This window comes from Pseudomonas sp. ML2-2023-6 (assembly GCF_037055265.1).
GTDB classification, from domain to species: domain Bacteria; phylum Pseudomonadota; class Gammaproteobacteria; order Pseudomonadales; family Pseudomonadaceae; genus Aquipseudomonas; species Aquipseudomonas kulmbachensis.
The window spans coordinates 5235241-5254002 of the sequence record NZ_CP146347.1 but is presented as its reverse complement, the minus strand read 5'-3'; the positions used below and the strand labels follow the sequence as shown (position 1 = coordinate 5254002).

Below are 18762 nucleotides of genomic sequence, written 5' to 3'. Positions count from 1 at the left end.
TGACGAGCTCCGCGAGGCTGCGTTCGAGGGCGCAGCCCTCGTAAACCCTCTGATCGCGGTGTATCTGATTAACAGTGGTGCATGGATTTGCGACTGCTTCGCAGCCGAACGCAGCCTCGCGGAGCTCGTCAGCTGCTACGGGGCTACTATAAGACCATAAGGAGCGGGCATGAACCCGATCAATAACAGAAGAGCTTTTCTTAGAAGTTGCGCCGTACTGGGCGCAGTTGGCGCTGCCGGCATTCTGCTGCCCGGTTGCGAAAAAAAGGACGCGGGCGCCGGTAAAAGCGCCGCCGTGATCAAGAGCCGCGCCGATCAAGTCGTGGACTTCAAGTACCCGGACAACCCGTCATTCGATCTGGTCTACGTCGCTGACTCCCTCGGCTATTTCGAGGGCACCCGCGCACGGCCCAAGTACATCGGGCGCATCGCCGCACCGCAGATCATTCCGTTGACCGGCACCGGCGAAATCGACTTCGGTGCGCGCATGGTGCCCCTGGTGATTTCAGCCATCGCCAGTGGCCTGGATCTCAAGGTGGTCGCCGCCGGTGGCAGGACGCTGCAGGAAGCCCCGCACATGAAATACTTCGTGCGCGACAATTCGGGCATCGTCAAACCCAAGGACCTTGAAGGTAAAACCGTCGGCTTCAACAGCTTCGGTGCGTGCGCCGAGTTCGTCACCAAGAAGTACCTGCGCGAGCAGGGCGTCAATGTCGACAAGATCAACTGGGTCGTGGTGCCGGACAATCAGGGCGAACAAACCCTGGCCACCGGCAATATCGACGTTGCCATCATCCACCCACCATCGTCCGGTGGTGCCGAGAACAACCCGGCGCTGCGCAAGTTGTGGAGCGATTTCGACCTGGACGGCGGGCTGGGTGGCATGGCGCCGTACAGCGTGTATGGCAAGTTCAGTCGCGAGCACCCGGAGGCGACCCGCGACGTGGTCAACGCCATCGCCCGGGCGGCGAACTGGGTCAATGTCAACCCCGATGATGCGCGCAAGATCACCTCCGAGCGCATCGGCATGAAGCTTGAACTGGTGGAGCGCTTTGCCTATGTCGACGACCTGGTCGTCACCGAACCGCCGATTCAGTACTACATCGATATTTTGGAGAACGAAGGCAAGATCAAAAAAGGCTCGATTGCGGTCAAGGATGTCTACACCAACGAATTTAATCCGTTCGCCCAGGGGCACGCCTGATGACGGCCCACAAGATCGTCGCCCGAGACCTGAGCATGGAATTCCAGGCCCGCGATGAATCCGGGCGTGAGGAGCGGGTGCCCGTGCTGGAGGGGTTCGACCTGCAGGTACGCGAGGGCGAGTTTCTCTCCATTCTCGGGCCGTCGGGCTGCGGCAAGTCGACCTTTATGAACATCCTCGCCGGGCTTGCGCACAAGACCGGCGGTGACTTGCTGGTGGACGGCAAACCCCTGCAAGGCATCAACCGCAATCAGGGGGTGGTGTTTCAGGGGTATGCACTCTTGCCCTGGCGCACGGTGCTCGACAACATCGCCGTGGGCCTGGAGATCCGCGGCGCGGGCAAGGCACAGCGACTGGAAACCGCCCGCGAATACCTAGAGCTGGTGGGACTCAACGGCTTTGCCTCGCGCTACCCCCACGAGTTGTCCGGCGGCATGCGCCAGCGCGTGGCCATTGCCCGTTCGCTGGCCTACGACCCGGACGTGCTGTTGATGGACGAGCCCTTCGCGGCCCTGGACGCGCAAACTCGCGAGACCTTGCAGAGCGAGTTACTGCGCATCTGGGACACCCATAAAAAAACCATCGTGTTCATCACCCACAGCCTGGACGAAGCGATCTTCCTGTCGGATCGGGTGGCGGTGATGACTCAGCGTCCGGGGCGGATCAAAGAGATTTTCGATATCGACCTGGCCCGCCCCCGCCTTCCTGAACTGCGCAATACCCAAGCCTTTGTTCACTATCGCCAGCGCGCCTGGGAGGCCCTGCGCGATGAAGTGAGCGACATAACCCGTGAGCCAGCAGCAGCGGCGACGCATCAGAACTGGCAGAGCATTGCGACTCTGGGTGGTTATCGGATTGGAGTATGACCATGGGCTTTAAATTGACTTCACGCCGGGTGTTCGACAGCACCGTGGGCATTGTGGCGTTCCTGGCCCTTTGGGAGGCGTTGCCGCAATTGGGGATCGTCAACCCCGGCTACCTGAGCCCGCCGTCGGCGGTGTTGGGTGCGGTGCTGGACCTGGCCAGCAGTGGTGACTTGCTCAAGCACGTGCAGGCCAGCCTGTTTCGCTCTTTTGCCGGGTTGCTGCTGGCCATCGCCTCGGGTGTCAGCCTGGGGTTGATGATGGGCTGGTTTGCACGGGTCGAAAGCGTGCTTGATCCGTTGTTGCAGTTCTTTCGCCAGACCTCGGCGCTGGCATTGTTCCCGGTGTTTATTCTGTTTTTGGGCATTGGTGAATTGTCCAAGATCGCGATCATTTTCTGGGCGTCGTTCTGGCCGATTCTGTTGAGTACCATCAGCGGGGTGAAGCAGGTCGATGGGTTGCTGATCAACTCGGCGCTGTCGATGGGGGCGAACCGCTGGTTTCTGTTTACCAAAATCGTACTGCCAGCGGCGTCGCCTTCGATCTTTACCGGGATTCGTCTGGCGGGTGCGTATTGCATCACCGCACTGGTGGCCGCCGAGATGATCGGTGCTCATTCCGGGTTGGGTTTTCTGACGCTCAATTCCCAGGAGGTGTTCCAGATCCCCAGCATGTACGCAGGCATTCTGCTGTTAGCGGTGGTGGGTTTGCTGCTGAACTTTTTGCTGGCTTTGTTGGAGCGACGTTTTACCTATTGGCGCCGGGGCTTGCGCCACGGTGGTTAGGTGGTTGGCGGCAGCGGTGATTGGCGCAGCGGCGCTGGTCGCCTGGCACTGGCCTGCGGCACCGGGCGATATGCCCCGGGGGCCGCTGTTGCAGGCAGCCGAACAGCGGCAGGTGTTGCGCGTGGGTGTACGCAGTTATCCGCGCCCGACCCTGGGACAGGAAGCGCTGGTTGCCGAGCCGGATGAACTGGACAGTCAGTTGGCCGAAGCCCTGGGGTCTTACCTTGGCTTGAAGGTGCAACTGCAGGCGTTGCCCGATATGACCAACTTGAACGATGGCAGCGTCGATCTGGTGATAGCCGGGAGCTTGAAGCTGCCTGTGACGGCTGATCGGGTGGCGAGTTTGCGCAAGTTGCCGGTGCAGTACCGGGAGGGGGCTTTGATTGGCTTGCGTAATGCACCTCGGCGCCCGATACAGGGGCAAAGCGTGTGCATTGCCGTTGGCAGTCCCTGGGCGCAAACCTTGACGCAACAGGGCGCCGAGTTGCGAACCTATGTGTCGTCGATTCGTGCCGCGGTGGCGTTTATGGCGGGCGAGTGCAACCTGTTGGCTGAAGAACGCAACAGCTTGCAGGCGCTTGCACAGGCGCCGGACTGGCGTTTCTACACGTTGTTGCCGCAGACATTAAAGGCGAGCAGTGATGTACGGGTTTACCTGAGCCGCACCGACAAACAGAGCCGGGCGCTGATCAATGCGGCGTTGCATGACTGGCAGGCCCGTGGCGGCCAGACCCGCGCCTGGGATTTGCGCAGTAATGCCTTGTTGGTGGACAGCCTGAAGATTGGGGATGGGCTGGTGTGTCATTGAGCCCAATGGCCTGCCCCTGTAGTCGCTGCCGAAGGAACGAGGCTGCGTCCGATTGCGAAGCAATCGTAAAACCTGAGTTTGCGGTCTAACTGATAAATCGTGATCTCAGGTTTTACGACGGCTGCGCCGGAGTGCCGCACCACACCAACGCAGCCTCGTTCCTTCGGCAGCGACTACAGGTTTTTCGTGATTTTTATCCTACGCCACGCCAATGCGCCATTGCGCAGGCGGCGGTGTGCCGTTGACCGCGAAGTCACCCACGATGCGGCTCTTGTAGATACGCGGATTGTGGGACGACAACGTCCGCGCATTACGCCAGAAACGGTCCAGCCCCAATGGCTTGAGGGTGGCCGACGCACTCAGCGCATCGAACAAATCGCCACTGGCCTTGATGATCAGGTCCGAAACGATGGTTTGTGATTGCGCCACTTCCAGTTCCGCGATGTTCACCGCCAGGGTCAGGGCCTGTTCGTCGTCGCTCAAACTCGCTTCATGGGCGCGTTGCAGGGCCTGTGCGTTCAGTGCCGTGATGGCTCCCGCGGTGTAGGCCGCGCTGCGCAGGTTGCCCACGACTTGCAGCACTTGTGGATCCTGAGCCACGCGCGGGGCATTGCCGCTGCTGAAGCTGCGGGTGCGCCTGGCCACGTGCCCGGCCGTCTCTGCGGCCAGCGCCCGGCCAATTCCGGCCAGGGTCGCGGTGTGCACGGTCTGGTAAAAAGCCGGTGAATAGCGAAAGCGGTTTTCAGCCAGGATGACGTTGATCGGATCGACCGGCACTTCGCGAAAATGGGTCGTGCCGCTGGCGGTCAGGGTCTGGCCGAAACCGTTCCAGTCATCAATGATTTCAACCCCGGGGTCGCTGGTGCGTACAGTCACCGAGACCCGCTGTTCATCAGGGTTGTTGGCGCTGACATCGACCCAGTCGGCATACAGCGCCCCCGTGGTGTAGAACTTGCTGCCGCTGAGTTGCCAATGGCCGCCGTGCAGGCTCAGGCGGGTGCCGAATTCAAGCTGTTTGGCGTTGCCCACTTCGCCGGACGCCGGGCTGACGGTCTCGCCACGGCCCAGTCGCTCCAGCTAAATGCCCTGATACTCACGATCGCGGCTGTTGAGCAGGTTTTCGCAAAAACCAAAGTGCCCGCGCAATGACTGCACCAGATTCGAATCGGCCTCGGCCAGCTCGATCAGCAGGTTGAACAGCTCGGGCAGGCTGGCGCCCGCGCCGCCGTATGCCTTGGGTACGCGAACCGTGGTGAAACCTGCTTCCTTGAGCCATTGCAGTTCCTGGATCGGCAAGCGCCGCTCCAGTTCGCGATCCACTGCACCCTCGCGAATCCGGGCGAACAGGGGGCGAAAACGTTGCGCCAGGTCTTCGTATTCGGCCGACGGGACGGCGCCCCAGGCTGAGTCTATTTGCGACATGTGATGCTCCTTGGAATTACCAGCCAACGGCAAAGCGCAGACCGGATACAGGCAGGGGGTGGGGGGCTCGGCGCCGCAGCGCCCGGTATCGCCGCCAACAGGCGACGGGTGTAAGGGTGCTGGGGTGAGTGCCAGAGGGTGTGCGGGGTGGCTTGCTCGACAATCTGCCCTTGTTCCATCACCAGGATCCGGTCGGCGAAATAGCGCACCACCGACAGGTCGTGGGAGATAAACAGGTAGGACAGGCCCAGCTCTTCGCGCAGTTCCACCAGCAGGTTGAGAATCTGGGCCTGGGTCGAGACATCCAGTGCCGACACCGGCTCGTCGCAGATCACCAGCCGGGGCTTGAGGATCAGCGCTCGGGCAATGCCGATGCGCTGGCGCTGGCCACCGGAGAACTGGTGGGGCAGACGCGCCAGACTGCTGCGCGCCAGGCCGACGGAGTCGAGCATTGCCAGGCGTGCCTGTTGGCGCTGCCCTGGGTCGTTCTGCCCGTGCAGGCGCTGCACGCGGTCGAGAATAGTCTCCACGCTGTGGCGCGGATTGAGCGCGGCATAGGGGTCCTGGAAAATCATTTGCACCTGACGTCGCCAGCCCAGCAGCTCCTTACCGGCGAGGCTGGCGATGTCGCTCCCGTCGAACTCGACAGTACCGCCGCGTGCAGGCAGCAAGCGCAGCAGGGTGCGGCTGAGGGTCGACTTGCCGCAGCCCGATTCGCCGACCAGCCCCACGCTTTCGCGCTCGCCCACTTCCAGGCTGATGCGGTTGAGCACAGTGCTGTCGCCGTAGCCTGTGGTCAGGTCGCTGACCTTGAGCAGCGCCGGGTTGCCCGCGGGTGCCCGTGGCTTGCGCCCCGGCCCGTAGTGGCTGCTGTTGACGCTGTAGCGCGTGGCCTGGCCGGGCTGGCGTTCGATGTTGATTTCGGCCAGGCGGTTGTTCAGGTAGTGCTGGTCATGTTCCGCTCCCAGCGAAGCCTGAAGCAGGCCGCGACTGTAGGGGTGTTGCGGGCGATCGATCAGGGCGCGGGTCGGTTGGCTTTCCAGCGCGTTACCGTCATGCATCACGATCACCCGGTCGGCGTGTTGGCCAACCACGCCCAGATCATGAGTGATCAACAGCAGGCCCATGCCCAGTTCACCGCGCAATCGCGCCAGCAATTCGAGGATTTGCGCTTGCACGCTCACATCCAGCGCGGTGGTCGGCTCGTCGGCGATCAACAGGCGCGGCTGGCAAGCAATCGCCATGGCAATCACAACCCGCTGGCGCTGGCCGCCGGACAAATGTTGCGGGTACTCGCGCAGGTGCGCCGCGGGGCGGGGCAGTTGCACCAGCGCAAAGAGTTCTTCGGCGCGCTTCCAGGCCTGGCGACGGGTGAGGTCGGTGTGCGCCAGCAGGTTTTCGGCCACCTGTTCGCCCAGGGTCAATACCGGGTTGAGGCTGGACAGCGGGTCCTGAAAAATCATCCCCAGCGCGTTGCCTTGCAACTGGCGCATCTGCCGGGGCGCGATGCTCAGCAGGTCCTGGCCTTCAAATAAGACCTGGCCGCCCAGCCGGGCGTTGTCCGGCAGCAGGCCCATCAGCGCCAGGGCCGTGGTGGATTTGCCGCAGCCGGATTCACCCACCAGTGCCAGGGTCTCGCCAGCCTGCAACGTGAAACTCAGGTCTTTTACCGCATCGGCGTTGTCGTAGCTCACGCGCAAACCGCGTACGTCCAGAAGGCTCATGGGATATACCGTCGCAGGCGAGGGTTGAGGGCGTCGTTAAGACCGTCGCCCAGAAGGTTGAGGGCCAGCACCACGAAGATGATTGCCAGCCCCGGCAGGGCGGTCAGGTACCAGCCGCTGGCGATCTGTTCGCGACCACTGCCGAGCATGGCACCCCAGCTGGCTTGGTTCGGATCGCTCATGCCCAGAAAGGCCAGTCCGGCCTCCACCAGAATCGCCTGGGCGATCAGAATCGAGGTGGTGACCACCAGCGGCGCGAGGGCGTTGGGCAGAATTTCGCGCAGGATGATGGCGCTATCGCTGAAGCCCAGGCTGCGGGCGGCGGTGACGAAGTCGGCTTCGCGCAAAGTACGGAATTCGGCGCGCACCAGCCGTGCGACTGTTGGCCATGAGGAGATGCCAATCGCCAGCGCGATGATCCCCAGTGTCGGGTTGCCGATGGCCACGATGACGATCACCAGCAAAAACGACGGCACGGTCTGGAACACTTCGCAGATGCGCATCAGCACATCCCCCAGCTTGCCGCCGTGGTAGCCGGCCAAGGCACCTACCAGCCCGCCGATCAACACGCTGATCAGGGTGGCGCTGGCGGCAATCAATAAGGAGCCCCGGGCGCCGTGGGCGATACCGGCAGCCACGTCGCGGCCCAGTGAATCGCTGCCCAGAAAGTAGCCAGGATCGTCGCCGGGCCAGAGCATCGGCATGGCCACCATGTCCAGCGGATCGCCGGGGTAGAGCGTGCCGGCCAACAGCGCCAGGATGAGCACCAGCGCCAGCATCGTCGCGCCGATCAGTGCCGAGGGGTTACGCAGCAGGGCCGTCCAGACGCTTTCGCTGTATCCGGTTGGAGCGGTTTGCAGCACGGCAGAAGTCATGTGGCAGCTCCTTATCAGTCGGCCTGGATACGGGGGTCGAGCCAGGCTTGCAGCAGGTCCACGGCGATGTTGATCAGCACCACCAGCATCGATGACAACAACAGGATGCCCAGCAGCAGGTTGTAGTCGCGGGACATCACCGCCTCCAGGGTGAGGCGGCCCAGCCCGGGCCAGCCAAACAGGGTTTCGGTGACGGCAGCACCGCCAAGCAGGGCGGCAAAGTGCAGCCCGGCCAGGGTCGAGACGGGCAACAGGGCGTTGCGCAACACGTGCCGCGACACCACCCGCCAGGGCGTGAGCCCCTTGGCGCGAGCGGTGCGCACGTAGTCCTGGCGTTGCACTTCAAGCATCGCGGCGCGGGTCAGGCGGGCATACAGGGCGATATAAAACGTGGCGAGGGCCAGTACGGGCAGCACAGCGTGTTGCAGCCGGTCGAGCAGCCAGGCCGGGCCATTGAGGTTCAGGCCCAGGGTCTGGAAACCGTTGTTGGGTAGCCAGCCCAGTTTGACCGAGAACAGCAGCACCGCCATGAGGCCGATCCAGAATCCCGGTGTGGAGTAGAGCAACAACACCGCCAGTGACAACACGCGGTCAGGCCAGCGCCCGACCCAGGTCGCCATTGCGGTCCCGGCAGCAATCCCGATAGCCAGTGCCAGCCCCAGTGCCCCGACCATCAGCAGCAGGGTGTTGGGCAGTCGATCCAGCACCAGTTGGCTGACCGGCAGGTTGAAGCGCGGCGACAGGCCCAGGTCCAGATGGGCCAGTTGGACGAGGTAGCGCTGCAGTTGGTCCATCAGGCTCAAGTCCAGGCCGAAATGGCTGCGCCACTGGATCAGCGTCTCGGCGCTGGCGCCCCCGGATTCACCGGCCAGCACGTCTACCGCGTCGCCGGGGATCAGCCGCAGCAGCAGAAAATTAAGTACCAGGATGCCGATCACGGTGGGGATGGCCTGCCACAAGGTGCGCCGTGACAGGCGCCACATTCTGCGTCGCTCAAGCATGCTCGCCACCGCTGGCGGCCAGGCTGATATTGGCCAGGCTGCTGTCCAGGCCGTTGGCGTCGTCTTCGAAGCCGCTGACCCGCGAGTTGTACACCGAGACCTGCTGCTGCATCACAAGGGTGATGGACGGCACCTCTTCGATAACGATTTTTTGGAACGCCTTGAACAGATCGCCGCGTTTTTGTTCATCGGTCTCCACGGCAGCGCTTTCCAGCAGGCGGTCGACTTCAGGGTTGTTGTAGTGGGTGCCGTTGGAGAAGGGCACGCCTTTGCGAAAGTTCTTTGACCAGTACAGGCGTTGAACACCGACGGTAGGGTCATACAGGGTGCCCATGCCGACCACGGCGAAATCAAAGTCGCGGTCGGTATAGATGCGCTTGATGTAGGTGGGGAAGTCCTGGGCGCGCAGCTTCACTTCGATGCCAATACGCGCCAGAGCGCTGCGCACATAGGTGGCGGTGCGGCTGTAGCTGTCGCCGTAGGGCAGCGGATCGAGGGTCAGGCTGAAGCGCCAGGGGCCTTTTTTTGTCAGCCCGGCCTTGTCCAGCAGTGCGTTGGCGGCCTCGGTGTCGAACGGGTACGGGTTGGGGCCTTCGTAGACATAATTGGCGAAGCTTTTCGGGATAGGCGAGTAGCTGGTTTCGGCGTAGCCGTAGTACACCACTTTGCGGATGACTTCGCGGTCCAGTGCATGGGCAATCGCCTGGCGAACGTCGAGGCGTGACAGCAGCGGGTGGTCAAGGTTGAACTCAAGAATGGTCGGGGTAATGGTGTAGCGGTAGCCCCGGGTTGTGGCCTTCAGTCGGCCGGATTTGGTCAGGCGGTCCAGCTCGCTGAGGGGGACCGGGCTTTGCCCGCCGGCATCCAGCGTGCCGTTTTCGAAGGCCGCCATGCGTGCGGCGCCGTCCGGGATGACCTTGAGGATCAGGGTATCTACCACAGTTGCCGCCGGGTCCCAGTACTGCGGGTTGCGTTCGTATTCGATAAAGCTGCCACGTTCCCAACGCTTGAAACGGAAGGGGCCGGTGCCGACCGGGGCGTTGTTGTGCAGGTTGCTCAGAGGATCGCCTGAGGCGTAGAGATGCTTGGGCAGGATCGGCGTTTCTCCGCCGGCAAAGCCTCGGATCAGATAGGGCGCAGGCTTGCTCAAGTGGACGATGGCGGTGTGATCGTCGGGAGTGTCGACCCGTTCAAGGTTGGCAAAGGTGCTGGAGCCACGAGGGTGGAAGCGTTTGATCAGGTCCAGGGAAAAGGCCACGTCGGCCGAGGTGAAGGGCTCGCCGTCATGCCATTTGACGCCTTCGCGCAGGGTGAAACGGTAGCTCAAGCCATCGGGTGCAGCCTCCCAGGCGGTCGCCAGTGCAGGGCGGGCGTTGAGGTTTTCGTCATAGGTGAGCAAACCCTCCAGCACCTTGCTGCTGGCCGTGACGCTGGTGCCCGCGGTGGTGTTGAACGAGCTCAGTGACGGTGGTTCAGGATTGATCAACAGATTGAACACCCGTCGCCCGCTGACGGCTTCGCCCGTCGCGTCGGCCAGGGCTGAGGGCAGGAACGGTATGCTGGCGCCGAGTGCGGACAGGGCAGACAAGCCAACAATGAATTGACGACGGGTAAAGGGCATGGCGGTCATCCTGGGAGTGGGTTAGCGGCGCAAGCCGGCCTGGCGCAAAAGGGGCAACACTCGCTCTCCAAACTGCTCAAGGTCGGGGGCGAAATCGAAGAAACTCAGTTGCAGGCCATCGATGCCTGCTTCTTTCAGGCGAATGATGTCGCGCACCACAGTCTCGGGGCTGCCGACCAGCTGGATATTGCCGCCGACATAACGCTCTGCTGGTTGGTGGCCGCGCCAGGCATGGGCATCGCTGGCTTCACGGGCATGGCCTTCCAGCGCGCCAGGGTCGCCTGCGGCGGTAATCGCGGCGTGGACTTCCCAGGCTTCGGCATCGCTGTCGCGGCAAATCACCAGAGGGTTGATCAGGGTGCGCACCTGACGGCCATAGCCGCGGGCCGCATGTTTTATCCGCTGTAAATGCTCGGGCAGCTTGTCCAGAGCGTTCTCGATTTCGGCACTGCCGGGGCTGGTGGTAAACACGATGTCGGAGTGGCGGGCAGCGAAATCGATACCTGCGGGTGAGCCGGTGGCGTTGACCAGCACCGGGCGGCCGAAGCTCGGTTTGACGCTGATGTAGGCCTCTTCCAGGTTGTAATGATCGCCGCTGAAATCGACGTTGTCCTGACTGTGCCAAAGCTCCTGCACTACGCGGATAAACTCATCGGCCTGGCGATAACGCTGATCATGTTCGATGGGAGCCTGCCCAAAACGCCGGTGCTCGCGATGCCGGTGGCCGGTCACCAGGTTCAGGCCCCAACGGCCTTTGCTGATGTGGTCCAGGGTGGCGCCGAACTTGGCCAGATGCAGCGGATGCCAAGGGCCGTAAAGTACGTGCAGGGTGGAGATCAGCAGGATTCGCTCGGTCACCGACGCCAGTGCTGCCTGGGTGATAAAGGCGTCCAGCGACTCATCGTGATAACGAATATCGCCACCGTAGCCGCCCTTGCCCAACCATTCGGCCAGGGCGAACACCAGATCGAAACCCAGCGCTTCGGCGCGCAGGGTCAGCTGGCGGTTGTAGTCGAATGTCCAGGTGGTGCTGCGCGGCAGAGCCGAAGGGCTCCAGCCACCCGACTGCACCGGCAGGAACAGGCCCAGAAACAACGGTTGTTCGAAGGCACGGGACAGAGGGCTTTCAGGGAAATCCAGAGGGGATAGGTGACGTGACAAGGCGAACGCTCCTGGCAGTGGGTAGGCAAAAACGGGCTATTCCTGCACTTGCGCAGGGCTGGTCACCAGATAGGCGACGGCTTCGCTGTCTCTCGGGTTGTGGCAGGTGGGGGGCTGTTCGGTGTGGAACAGAATTGAATCGCCAGTGTTCAGGACGAAGTGTTCGTCATTGATGGTCAGCTCCACAGTGCCTTGAGCGACCACCAGGTTTTTTTGCCCGCTGTGCGGTTTGCCGGGCACGTTTTGCCTGGCCTGCGGGCTCAGGCGCAGCTCATGGAACTCCACCTTCGTTTCACCGTGCTCGGGGGGCAGGGCGCGGCGGACAATGGTGCCGGGGTCGAGAAACTCGGCGATCGAGACCTTGAGCGCGCCAGCCACCTTGCACAGCACTTTGACCGAGGGAAAGCTGCGGCCTGCCTCTATTTGCGCAATCATCGAGCGGCGCACGCCGCTGGCATGCGCCAGTGCTTCCAGCGATACCTGGCGCTTGTCGCGCAGGCGCCGCAGGTTCAGGCTGATACGCTGGGCGATGGGGTCGTCGCCCTGGTGGTCGCGCTCGGGCAGGCTAAAAGGAATGCTGCCGCTGCTGTCGAGAAAACCGGTAGGGATATTCATGGGCGCGAGCCTGCAACGTGAGTGAGTGCAGGTGAATAGTCAGGGCCATGGGGGCGACGGCTCATGATGATTCCTTTTCATGCGGTCCGAAAAGTCATGAGATTACCGATGGTTTTTTAGATCCATAAATAATTAATTCCGACGTTTAAAGATCGTTTACGAATAAGAGAAATCCTGACAAAACCGCTCTATGGTTATGCCTCGTTGGGCGTTGACCGCCCTAGCCACGCTGACTAATGTTTGCGCCATTCGATTTCACGATCACCACGCAGGGAGTCATCATGAGCGACATTCAGTACCGCAACCTGGGCCGCAACGGTGTGAAGGTTTCGCCCATCACCCTGGGCACCATGATGTTCGGCGGGCAGACCCCGGACGACGTTGCGCGGCGTATCACCGACCGCGCGTTTGAGCAGGGCATCAACTCCATCGACACCGCCAACGGCTACAACGGCGGTGCTTCGGAAGAGGTGGTCGGCCGCTTGATCGGCGAGCGCCGTCAGCAATGGGTGCTGGCGACCAAGTTCGTCAATCCCGACCCGGGTGGTAGCGGGCCGAACAACAGCGGCGCATCGCGTCAGAACGTTATCGCCTCGGCCGAGGCCAGCCTCAAACGCCTGAACACCGACTATATCGACCTGTTTTACCTGCACCGCGAAGACCACGACACACCGGTAGATGAAACCCTGCGAGCCCTTGATGACCTGATCCGGGCAGGCAAGATTCGCGGTTACGGGTTGTCCAACCATCGCGGCTGGAAGCTTGCCGAATTCAGCCGCAGCGCCGACCTGTTGGGCATCCAGCGGCCCAGCGTGAGCCAGCCGCTGTACAACCTGGCCAACCGCCAGATCGAAGTCGAGCACCTGCCGGCTGCCGAGCACTATGGTATTGGCGTGATCTCTTACAGCCCGCTGGCGCGCGGCGTACTGACGGGCAAATACGACCCCGATCAGGCACCCGGCGAGGATACCCGTGCAGGCCGTAACGACCCGCGCCTGCAACAGACCGAATGGCGTCCCGAGTCTCTGAACCTGGCCCAGCGCATACGTGAATACGCCGAGGGGCAAGGCATCACCGCTGGCCAGTTCGCCTTGTCCTGGGTGCTGAACAACGCCCTGATCACCTCGGCCATTGCCGGTCCCCGTACCGAACAGCAATGGGAAGACTACGTACCGGCGTTGAACTACAGGTTCACTGCGCAGGACGAAGCGTTTATCAATGATCTGGTGGTGACCGGGCACTCATCGACACCGGGTTACAACGACCCGAGCCATCCGTTTTTTGGGCGCAGGTCGCGGGTGTAAATGAGCGACCGCGTCGCCTGCATCGCAGGCAAGCCAGCTCCCACAGATCATGTGTTGAACACAAATCTTGGTGTGTCTGTGGGAGCGGGCTTGCTCGCGATGGCAACACCGCGAGTTACCTGGCAGACGGGGTAGTCAGGATCAGAAGTTGGCCGGTGTGTTGGCGCTGATGATCTCTGCCTCATCCGCGCCGATATTGCGAAACCGGTGCGGCAGGGTGGTCGGGAAGTAATAGCCGTCCCCGGCATTCAACACGCTGATTTGCCCGTCTACGGTGAGTTCAACCGTGCCCCGGGCAACCAGCCCGCATTCTTCGCCTTCGGCGTGCACAATCGATTCTTCCCCGGAGCTGGCGCCCGGCGCGTATTGCTCGCGCAATAAGCGCATTTGCCGGCCCGGCACCGAAGCGCCAATCAACAGCAACCGCAAGCCATCACGTCCGAGGTCCGGCTGTTCATTCGCACGGAAGACGTACTGGTGTTCGCGGGGAGGCTGGTCGAAGGTAAAAAAATCAGCCAGAGACATGGGAATGCCTTCAAGCAATTTCTTGAGGGAACTGACAGAAGGACTGACGCGATTCTGTTCGATCAGGGAGATGGTGGCATTGGTGACGCCGCTACGCCGGGCCAGCTCGCGCTGGGACATTTTGTAGCTTTCGCGTACTAATTTGAGTCGTGAGCCCGTGTCCATGACAGCCTTATGTGAGAACTACTTAAGGGTGATGGGGGGAGATGGCGGTCGACGGATGCTGCAAATCACACCGTACCCCTGTCCCAGAAACGTGTAAGGCGACTATTAAATCACGTTTGTTCGTGTTGCTCAGCAGGTTCGGTAAATAGCGCTGGCCAACCCTGATTGCCTGATACCGGTCAGTCAAGGAGAGCGGTGGGAGCGAGCTTGCTCGCGATGCAGGCGCCGCGGTCAGCGGGTTAAACCGCGCTGCTCCAATCGCGAGCAAGCTCACTCCCACAAGGGTTACACAGCTAGATCCCGAAACGGTCGCGCATTGCGTAGTACGCAGCGCCCATGGCGGTAAGTGGTGCCTGGAAGGTCCGGCCACCGATCATGGGCATGTGCGGCAAGGACGCAAACGCATTAAAACGCTCGGCGTCGCCGCGGATCATTTCCGAAATCAGTTTGCCAGCCAGGTGCGAGCAGGTGACTCCGTGTCCGCTGTAGCCTTGCATGTAATAGGCGTTTTTCTCGATGCGGCCAAATTGAGGCATACGCGACATGGTCAGCAGGAAGTTGCCGGTCCAGCGGTAGTCGATTTTCACGTCCTTCAGTTGCGGGAAGGTTTTGAGAATTTTTGGTTTGATCAGTTGCTCGATGTCATCCGGCTCGCGGGCACCGTAAACCACGCCGCCACCGTAGAGCAGGCGGTTATCGGCAGTCAGGCGGTAGTAGTCGAGCAGGTAGTTGCAGTCTTCAACGCAGTAGTTGTTGGTGATCAGGCTGCGGGCGACTTTTTCAGGCAGTTGCTCTGTCACGACAATTTGCGAACCGCAGGGCATGCTTTTGCTGGTCACGCGATTGTCCAGGCCCTGGGGCAGGTAGGCATTACCGGCGATCAACAGGTATTTGGCCCGAACCACACCTTTGGCGGTGCGCACGGTAATCGGCTCGCCGTAAGTGATTTCAACGGCGGCCGACTGTTCGAAAATCTTGCCCCCCAGGCCGATGATTGCCGAGGCTTCGCCGAGTGCCAGGTTCAGCGGGTGGATGTGTCCGCCCTGCATGTCCAACAGGCCGCCGACGTAGTTGTCGCACCCCACTTCACGCTTGATGTCTGTCGCATCGAGCATTCTCAGGTTCTTGTTGCCGTAACGCTCCCAGCTGTTTTTTTGCTCGGTCAGGCCTTTGAGCTGCTTCTTGTTCAGCGCCGCAAAGATGCCGCCCGGACGGTAATCACACTGGATGTCGTAGTGTTGGATGCGCTGACGGATGATGTCGGCGCCTTCGAAAATCATGCTGCCAAGGACTTCGGCAGTTTTGTCGCCGTAGCGTGCTTCGATGACGTCAACGTCACGGCTGTAGGAGTTGACCAGTTGACCGCCGTTGCGACCGCTGGCCCCGAAGCCGACTTTGGCGGCTTCGAGCACGGTTACGCTGTAGCCTGCTTCGGCGAGGAACAGGGCTGAGGACAGGCCTGTGTAGCCAGCGCCGATCACGCAGACATCGCACTCCACCAGTTCTTCAAGTGTTGGGAAGTCACCGGTGTGGTTGCGGGTTGCGGCGTAGTAACTGTCTATATGGGTTTGTTTCATAAATTTCTCCGATGGCTGTCGACACGTGCTGGCGACAGCCGTCGTAAAGGTGTTAGAGCTTGATCCAGGTGGCTTTGAGCTCGGTGTATTTGTCGAACGCATGCAGCGATTTGTCCCGACCGTTACCCGACTGTTTGAAGCCGCCAAACGGCGCAGTCATGTCGCCGCCGTCGTACTGGTTGACCCAGACGCTGCCAGCGCGCAAGCCGCGGGCAAAGGTATGCGCCTTGCTCAGGTTGCTGGTCCACACGCCTGCGGCCAGGCCGTAGATACAGTCATTGGCAATCGCCAGCGCTTCTTGTTCGGTATCGAAGGTGATCAGCGACAGCACCGAGCCGAAGATCTCTTCCCGAGCGATGGTCATGGCGTTGGTCACGCCGTCAAAAATGGTCGGCTCAACGTACAGGCCACCGGTGTCTTCGAGGGTGCGGTTGCCGCCAGTGATCAGCTGTGCGCCTTCGTCTTTGCCGATCTGGATGTAACGCAGGACCGACTCCAGCTGGCGCTGATCGACCACTGCGCCAACGGTGGTCGCCGGGTCCAGGGCATGCCCGGGTTTCCAGGCCTGCAGTGCTTCTACCAGGAGTGGGATGAATTGCTCGCGAATCGAGCGCTCCACCAGCAGGCGCGAGCCAGCAGTGCAGACTTCGCCTTGGTTAAAGGCAATGGCGCTGGCGGCTGCTTGCGCGGCCGCACGCAAATCAGGCGCGTCGGCAAACACCACGTTAGGGCTCTTGCCGCCAGCTTCGAGCCACACCCGTTTCATGTTGCTTTGACCTGCGTAGATCAGGAGTTGCTTGGCAATTGCCGTCGAGCCTGTGAAGGCCAGAACGTCGACGTCCATGTGCAGGGCAAGTGCTTTGCCGACGGTATGACCGAACCCTGGCAGCACGTTGAACACACCTTTCGGGATACCAGCATCCAGCGCCAATTGAGCGATGCGGATCGCCGTGAGTGGTGATTTCTCCGAAGGTTTGAGGATGAACGAGTTGCCTGCCGCCAAGGCCGGGGCGAATTTCCAGCTGGCCATGATCAGCGGGAAATTCCACGGCACGATGGCCGCCACAACACCTGCAGGCTCACGGGTGATGAGGCCCAGTTGATCGTGCGGCGTGGGCGCAACTTCGTCGTAGAGCTTGTCGATGGCTTCGGCGCTCCAGCGGATCGCGTTGGCGGTCGCCGGGATATCGATGGTCATGGCGTTGCTGATGGGCTTGCCCATGTCCAGGGTTTCCAGCAACGCCAGTTCTTCCTGGTTTGCCAGAATCAAATCGGAAAAGCGAATCAGGATGCGCTTGCGCTCAGCCGGAGCGAGCCTGGCCCAGATGCCTGACTCGAATGCCTGGCGGGCGATGATCACCGCCGCATTGGCGTCGGCTTCGTCGGTGCTGGCGACGTTCGCCAGAAAGCGACCGTCTACCGGGCTTGTGCATTCGAAGGTTTCACCGCTGAGTGCCGAGCGGTATTGGCCATCAATAAATGCTCGGCCTTCTAGTGTCAAAGACTGAAAGCGTTGCTCCCAGTCACTGCGAGTGTTTGCCATTGAAGTGACTCGATGCAGGGGGAAATTGGGTCGCCGGATTTGAAGTCGATCCATTAACGATTCGAAAAACACAGGCACTGTGGGAGCGCGGTTGTCCGCGAAAGTGGTGTGTCAGGCGGCATCGATAGTGGATGGCTCCCACAGGGGGAGGTGGTGTACGCGCAACTGCGTACACCACTTGGCCAATCAGACGGTGTGCAAGTACCAGTTGTACTCAAGGTCCGAGATGGAGTTTTCAAACTCGGCGAGCTCGCTTTCCTTGCAGGCGACAAATACGTCGATGTACAGCGGGTCGATGTATTTGGCCATGACTTCGCTGTCGTCCAGCTCGCGCAATGCGTCGCGCAGGTTGTTCGGCAGGCTCTGTTCGTTCTGCTCGTAGCTGTTGCCTTCCACCGGTGGGCCCGGTTCGATTTCGTTGGTCAGACCGTGGTGAATGCCGGCCAGAACCGACGCCATCAGCAGGTAAGGGTTGGCATCGGCACCCGCGACGCGGTGTTCAATGCGCACGGAATCGGCAGAGCCGGTCGGTACACGCACCGCTACCGTACGGTTGTCGATACCCCAGCTCGGCGAGTTCGGCACGTAGAACTGTGCGCCGAAACGACGGTACGAGTTAACGTTGGGGCAAAGGAAGGCCATTTGCGCTGGCAGGGTCTCGAGCACACCGCCGATCGCGTGACGCAATGCGGCGTTCTGCTCGGGATCCTCGCTGGCAAAGATGTTGTTGCCTTCCTTGTCGAGAATCGAAATGTGCACATGCAGCCCGTTGCCCGCCTGGCCCGGATATGGCTTGGCCATGAACGTGGTGTCCATCTCATGGTCGTAGGCGATGTTTTTCACCAGGCGCTTGAGCAGCACGGCGTAATCGCAGGCTTTGATCGGGTCGGCAACGTGATGCAGGTTGACTTCGAACTGTGCCGGGGCGCTTTCCTTGACGATCGCGTCAGCCGGGATGCCTTGCTCTTTGGCACCTTCGAGGATGTCTTGCAGGCAGTCGACATATTCGTCGAGGTCATCGATCAGATACACCTGAGTCGACATCGGACGTTTACCAGACACCGGCGACCGCGGCGATTGCGGGCGACCGTTCACGTTGTCCTGGTCGATCAGATAGAACTCGAGTTCAAAGGCTGCGCAAATGGTCAGGCCCATGTCGTCGAACTTGGAAACGACCTGGCGCAACACTTCCCGTGGGTCAGCGAAGAACGGCTGGCCTTCAAGTTCGTGCATGGTCATCAACAATTGCGCAGTCGGGCGTTTCTGCCAAGGCTCGATGCACAGGGTGTTGGGGATGGGGTAGCAGATTCGGTCCGAGTCACCGATATCCAGACCCAGGCCGGTGCTTTCCACCGTAGAACCATTGATATCCAGTGCAAATAGAGAAGCCGGCAGGTTGATGCCTTTCTCGTAAACCTTGTGCAGGCTGGTGCGTTCGATGCGCTTGCCGCGCACCACGCCGTTCATATCCGCAATAAGAAGGTCGACGTACAAAACCTCAGGATATTTCTTAAGGAATGCGTTCGCTTCATTGAGCTGAACTGCGCGCAGTGGAACCGACATGATGCA

General features: G+C 61.2%; 15 protein-coding genes and 1 pseudogene. 5 read left to right on the top strand and 11 right to left on the bottom strand.

Annotated elements, in window-relative coordinates; genetic code table 11:
- Positions 1–169 precede the first annotated feature (169 nt).
- From V6L79_RS24385 to V6L79_RS24370, 4 genes are read left to right on the top strand one after another with little or no spacing between them, the layout of a single operon-like run.
- A complete protein-coding gene (locus V6L79_RS24385) occupies positions 170–1204 on the top strand; it encodes an ABC transporter substrate-binding protein (protein ID WP_338579623.1) in 1035 nt (344 codons plus the stop codon).
- Positions 1204–2070 (top strand): ABC transporter ATP-binding protein, encoded by an 867-nt coding sequence (locus V6L79_RS24380; protein WP_338579622.1) that lies wholly within the window; start codon positions 1204–1206, stop codon positions 2068–2070. Before V6L79_RS24385 ends, V6L79_RS24380 begins: the two co-directional genes overlap by 1 nt.
- Before the next feature lie 2 nt (positions 2071–2072).
- Entirely contained in the window at positions 2073–2852 is a 780-nt protein-coding gene (locus tag V6L79_RS24375; protein ID WP_048352525.1) for an ABC transporter permease, read from the top strand.
- The gene (locus V6L79_RS24370; protein WP_338579621.1) at positions 2845–3660 is read left to right on the top strand and encodes a transporter substrate-binding domain-containing protein; all 816 of its coding nucleotides are present in this window, start codon (positions 2845–2847) and stop codon (positions 3658–3660) included. Before V6L79_RS24375 ends, V6L79_RS24370 begins: the two co-directional genes overlap by 8 nt.
- 198 nt (positions 3661–3858) lie before the next feature.
- On the opposite strand, the pseudogene V6L79_RS24365 reads toward V6L79_RS24370, so the two are convergent.
- The 7 genes and pseudogenes from V6L79_RS24365 to V6L79_RS24335 all read right to left on the bottom strand — a co-directional run bounded on the left by V6L79_RS24365 (position 3859) and on the right by V6L79_RS24335 (position 12079).
- Positions 3859–5082 (bottom strand): annotated as a pseudogene (locus V6L79_RS24365) (acyl-CoA dehydrogenase family protein).
- The gene (locus V6L79_RS24360) at positions 5070–6806 is read right to left on the bottom strand and encodes an ABC transporter ATP-binding protein (protein ID WP_338579620.1); all 1737 of its coding nucleotides are present in this window, start codon (positions 6804–6806) and stop codon (positions 5070–5072) included. The pseudogene V6L79_RS24365 and the gene V6L79_RS24360 overlap by 13 nt, the downstream one beginning before the upstream one ends.
- Entirely contained in the window at positions 6803–7681 is an 879-nt protein-coding gene (locus V6L79_RS24355; RefSeq protein WP_338579619.1) for an ABC transporter permease, read from the bottom strand. Before V6L79_RS24355 ends, V6L79_RS24360 begins: the two co-directional genes overlap by 4 nt.
- A 14-nt stretch (positions 7682–7695) precedes the next feature.
- On the bottom strand, positions 7696–8682 hold the full coding sequence (locus tag V6L79_RS24350; RefSeq protein ID WP_321834619.1) for an ABC transporter permease: 987 nt from the start codon (positions 8680–8682) through the stop codon (positions 7696–7698).
- On the bottom strand, positions 8675–10303 hold the full coding sequence (locus tag V6L79_RS24345; protein ID WP_338579618.1) for an ABC transporter substrate-binding protein: 1629 nt from the start codon (positions 10301–10303) through the stop codon (positions 8675–8677). Before V6L79_RS24345 ends, V6L79_RS24350 begins: the two co-directional genes overlap by 8 nt.
- Positions 10304–10324: 21 nt before the next feature.
- Entirely contained in the window at positions 10325–11464 is a 1140-nt protein-coding gene (locus V6L79_RS24340; RefSeq protein ID WP_261739778.1) for an LLM class flavin-dependent oxidoreductase, read from the bottom strand.
- 36 nt (positions 11465–11500) lie between these two features.
- Entirely contained in the window at positions 11501–12079 is a 579-nt protein-coding gene (locus V6L79_RS24335; protein WP_261739777.1) for a helix-turn-helix domain-containing protein, read from the bottom strand.
- Positions 12080–12360: 281 nt separating this feature from the next.
- On the opposite strand from V6L79_RS24335, the gene V6L79_RS24330 reads away from it, so the two are divergent.
- Entirely contained in the window at positions 12361–13383 is a 1023-nt protein-coding gene (locus tag V6L79_RS24330) for an aldo/keto reductase (protein WP_261739776.1), read from the top strand.
- 141 nt (positions 13384–13524) lie between these two features.
- Here the strand turns inward: V6L79_RS24330 and V6L79_RS24325 are convergent, their stop codons facing one another.
- The 4 genes from V6L79_RS24325 to V6L79_RS24310 all read right to left on the bottom strand — a co-directional run bounded on the left by V6L79_RS24325 (position 13525) and on the right by V6L79_RS24310 (position 18756).
- Positions 13525–14073 (bottom strand): cupin domain-containing protein, encoded by a 549-nt coding sequence (locus V6L79_RS24325; protein ID WP_338579617.1) that lies wholly within the window; start codon positions 14071–14073, stop codon positions 13525–13527.
- A 293-nt stretch (positions 14074–14366) separates the two neighbouring features.
- The gene (locus V6L79_RS24320) at positions 14367–15650 is read right to left on the bottom strand and encodes an FAD-binding oxidoreductase (protein WP_261739774.1); all 1284 of its coding nucleotides are present in this window, start codon (positions 15648–15650) and stop codon (positions 14367–14369) included.
- Positions 15651–15702: 52 nt separating this feature from the next.
- Entirely contained in the window at positions 15703–17193 is a 1491-nt protein-coding gene (locus V6L79_RS24315; protein ID WP_261739773.1) for an aldehyde dehydrogenase, read from the bottom strand.
- Between the two features lie 186 nt (positions 17194–17379).
- Positions 17380–18756: a glutamine synthetase family protein gene (locus V6L79_RS24310; RefSeq protein ID WP_261739772.1), complete on the bottom strand. Its 1377-nt coding sequence runs from the start codon at positions 18754–18756 to the stop codon at positions 17380–17382.
- Positions 18757–18762: the final 6 nt, after the last annotated feature.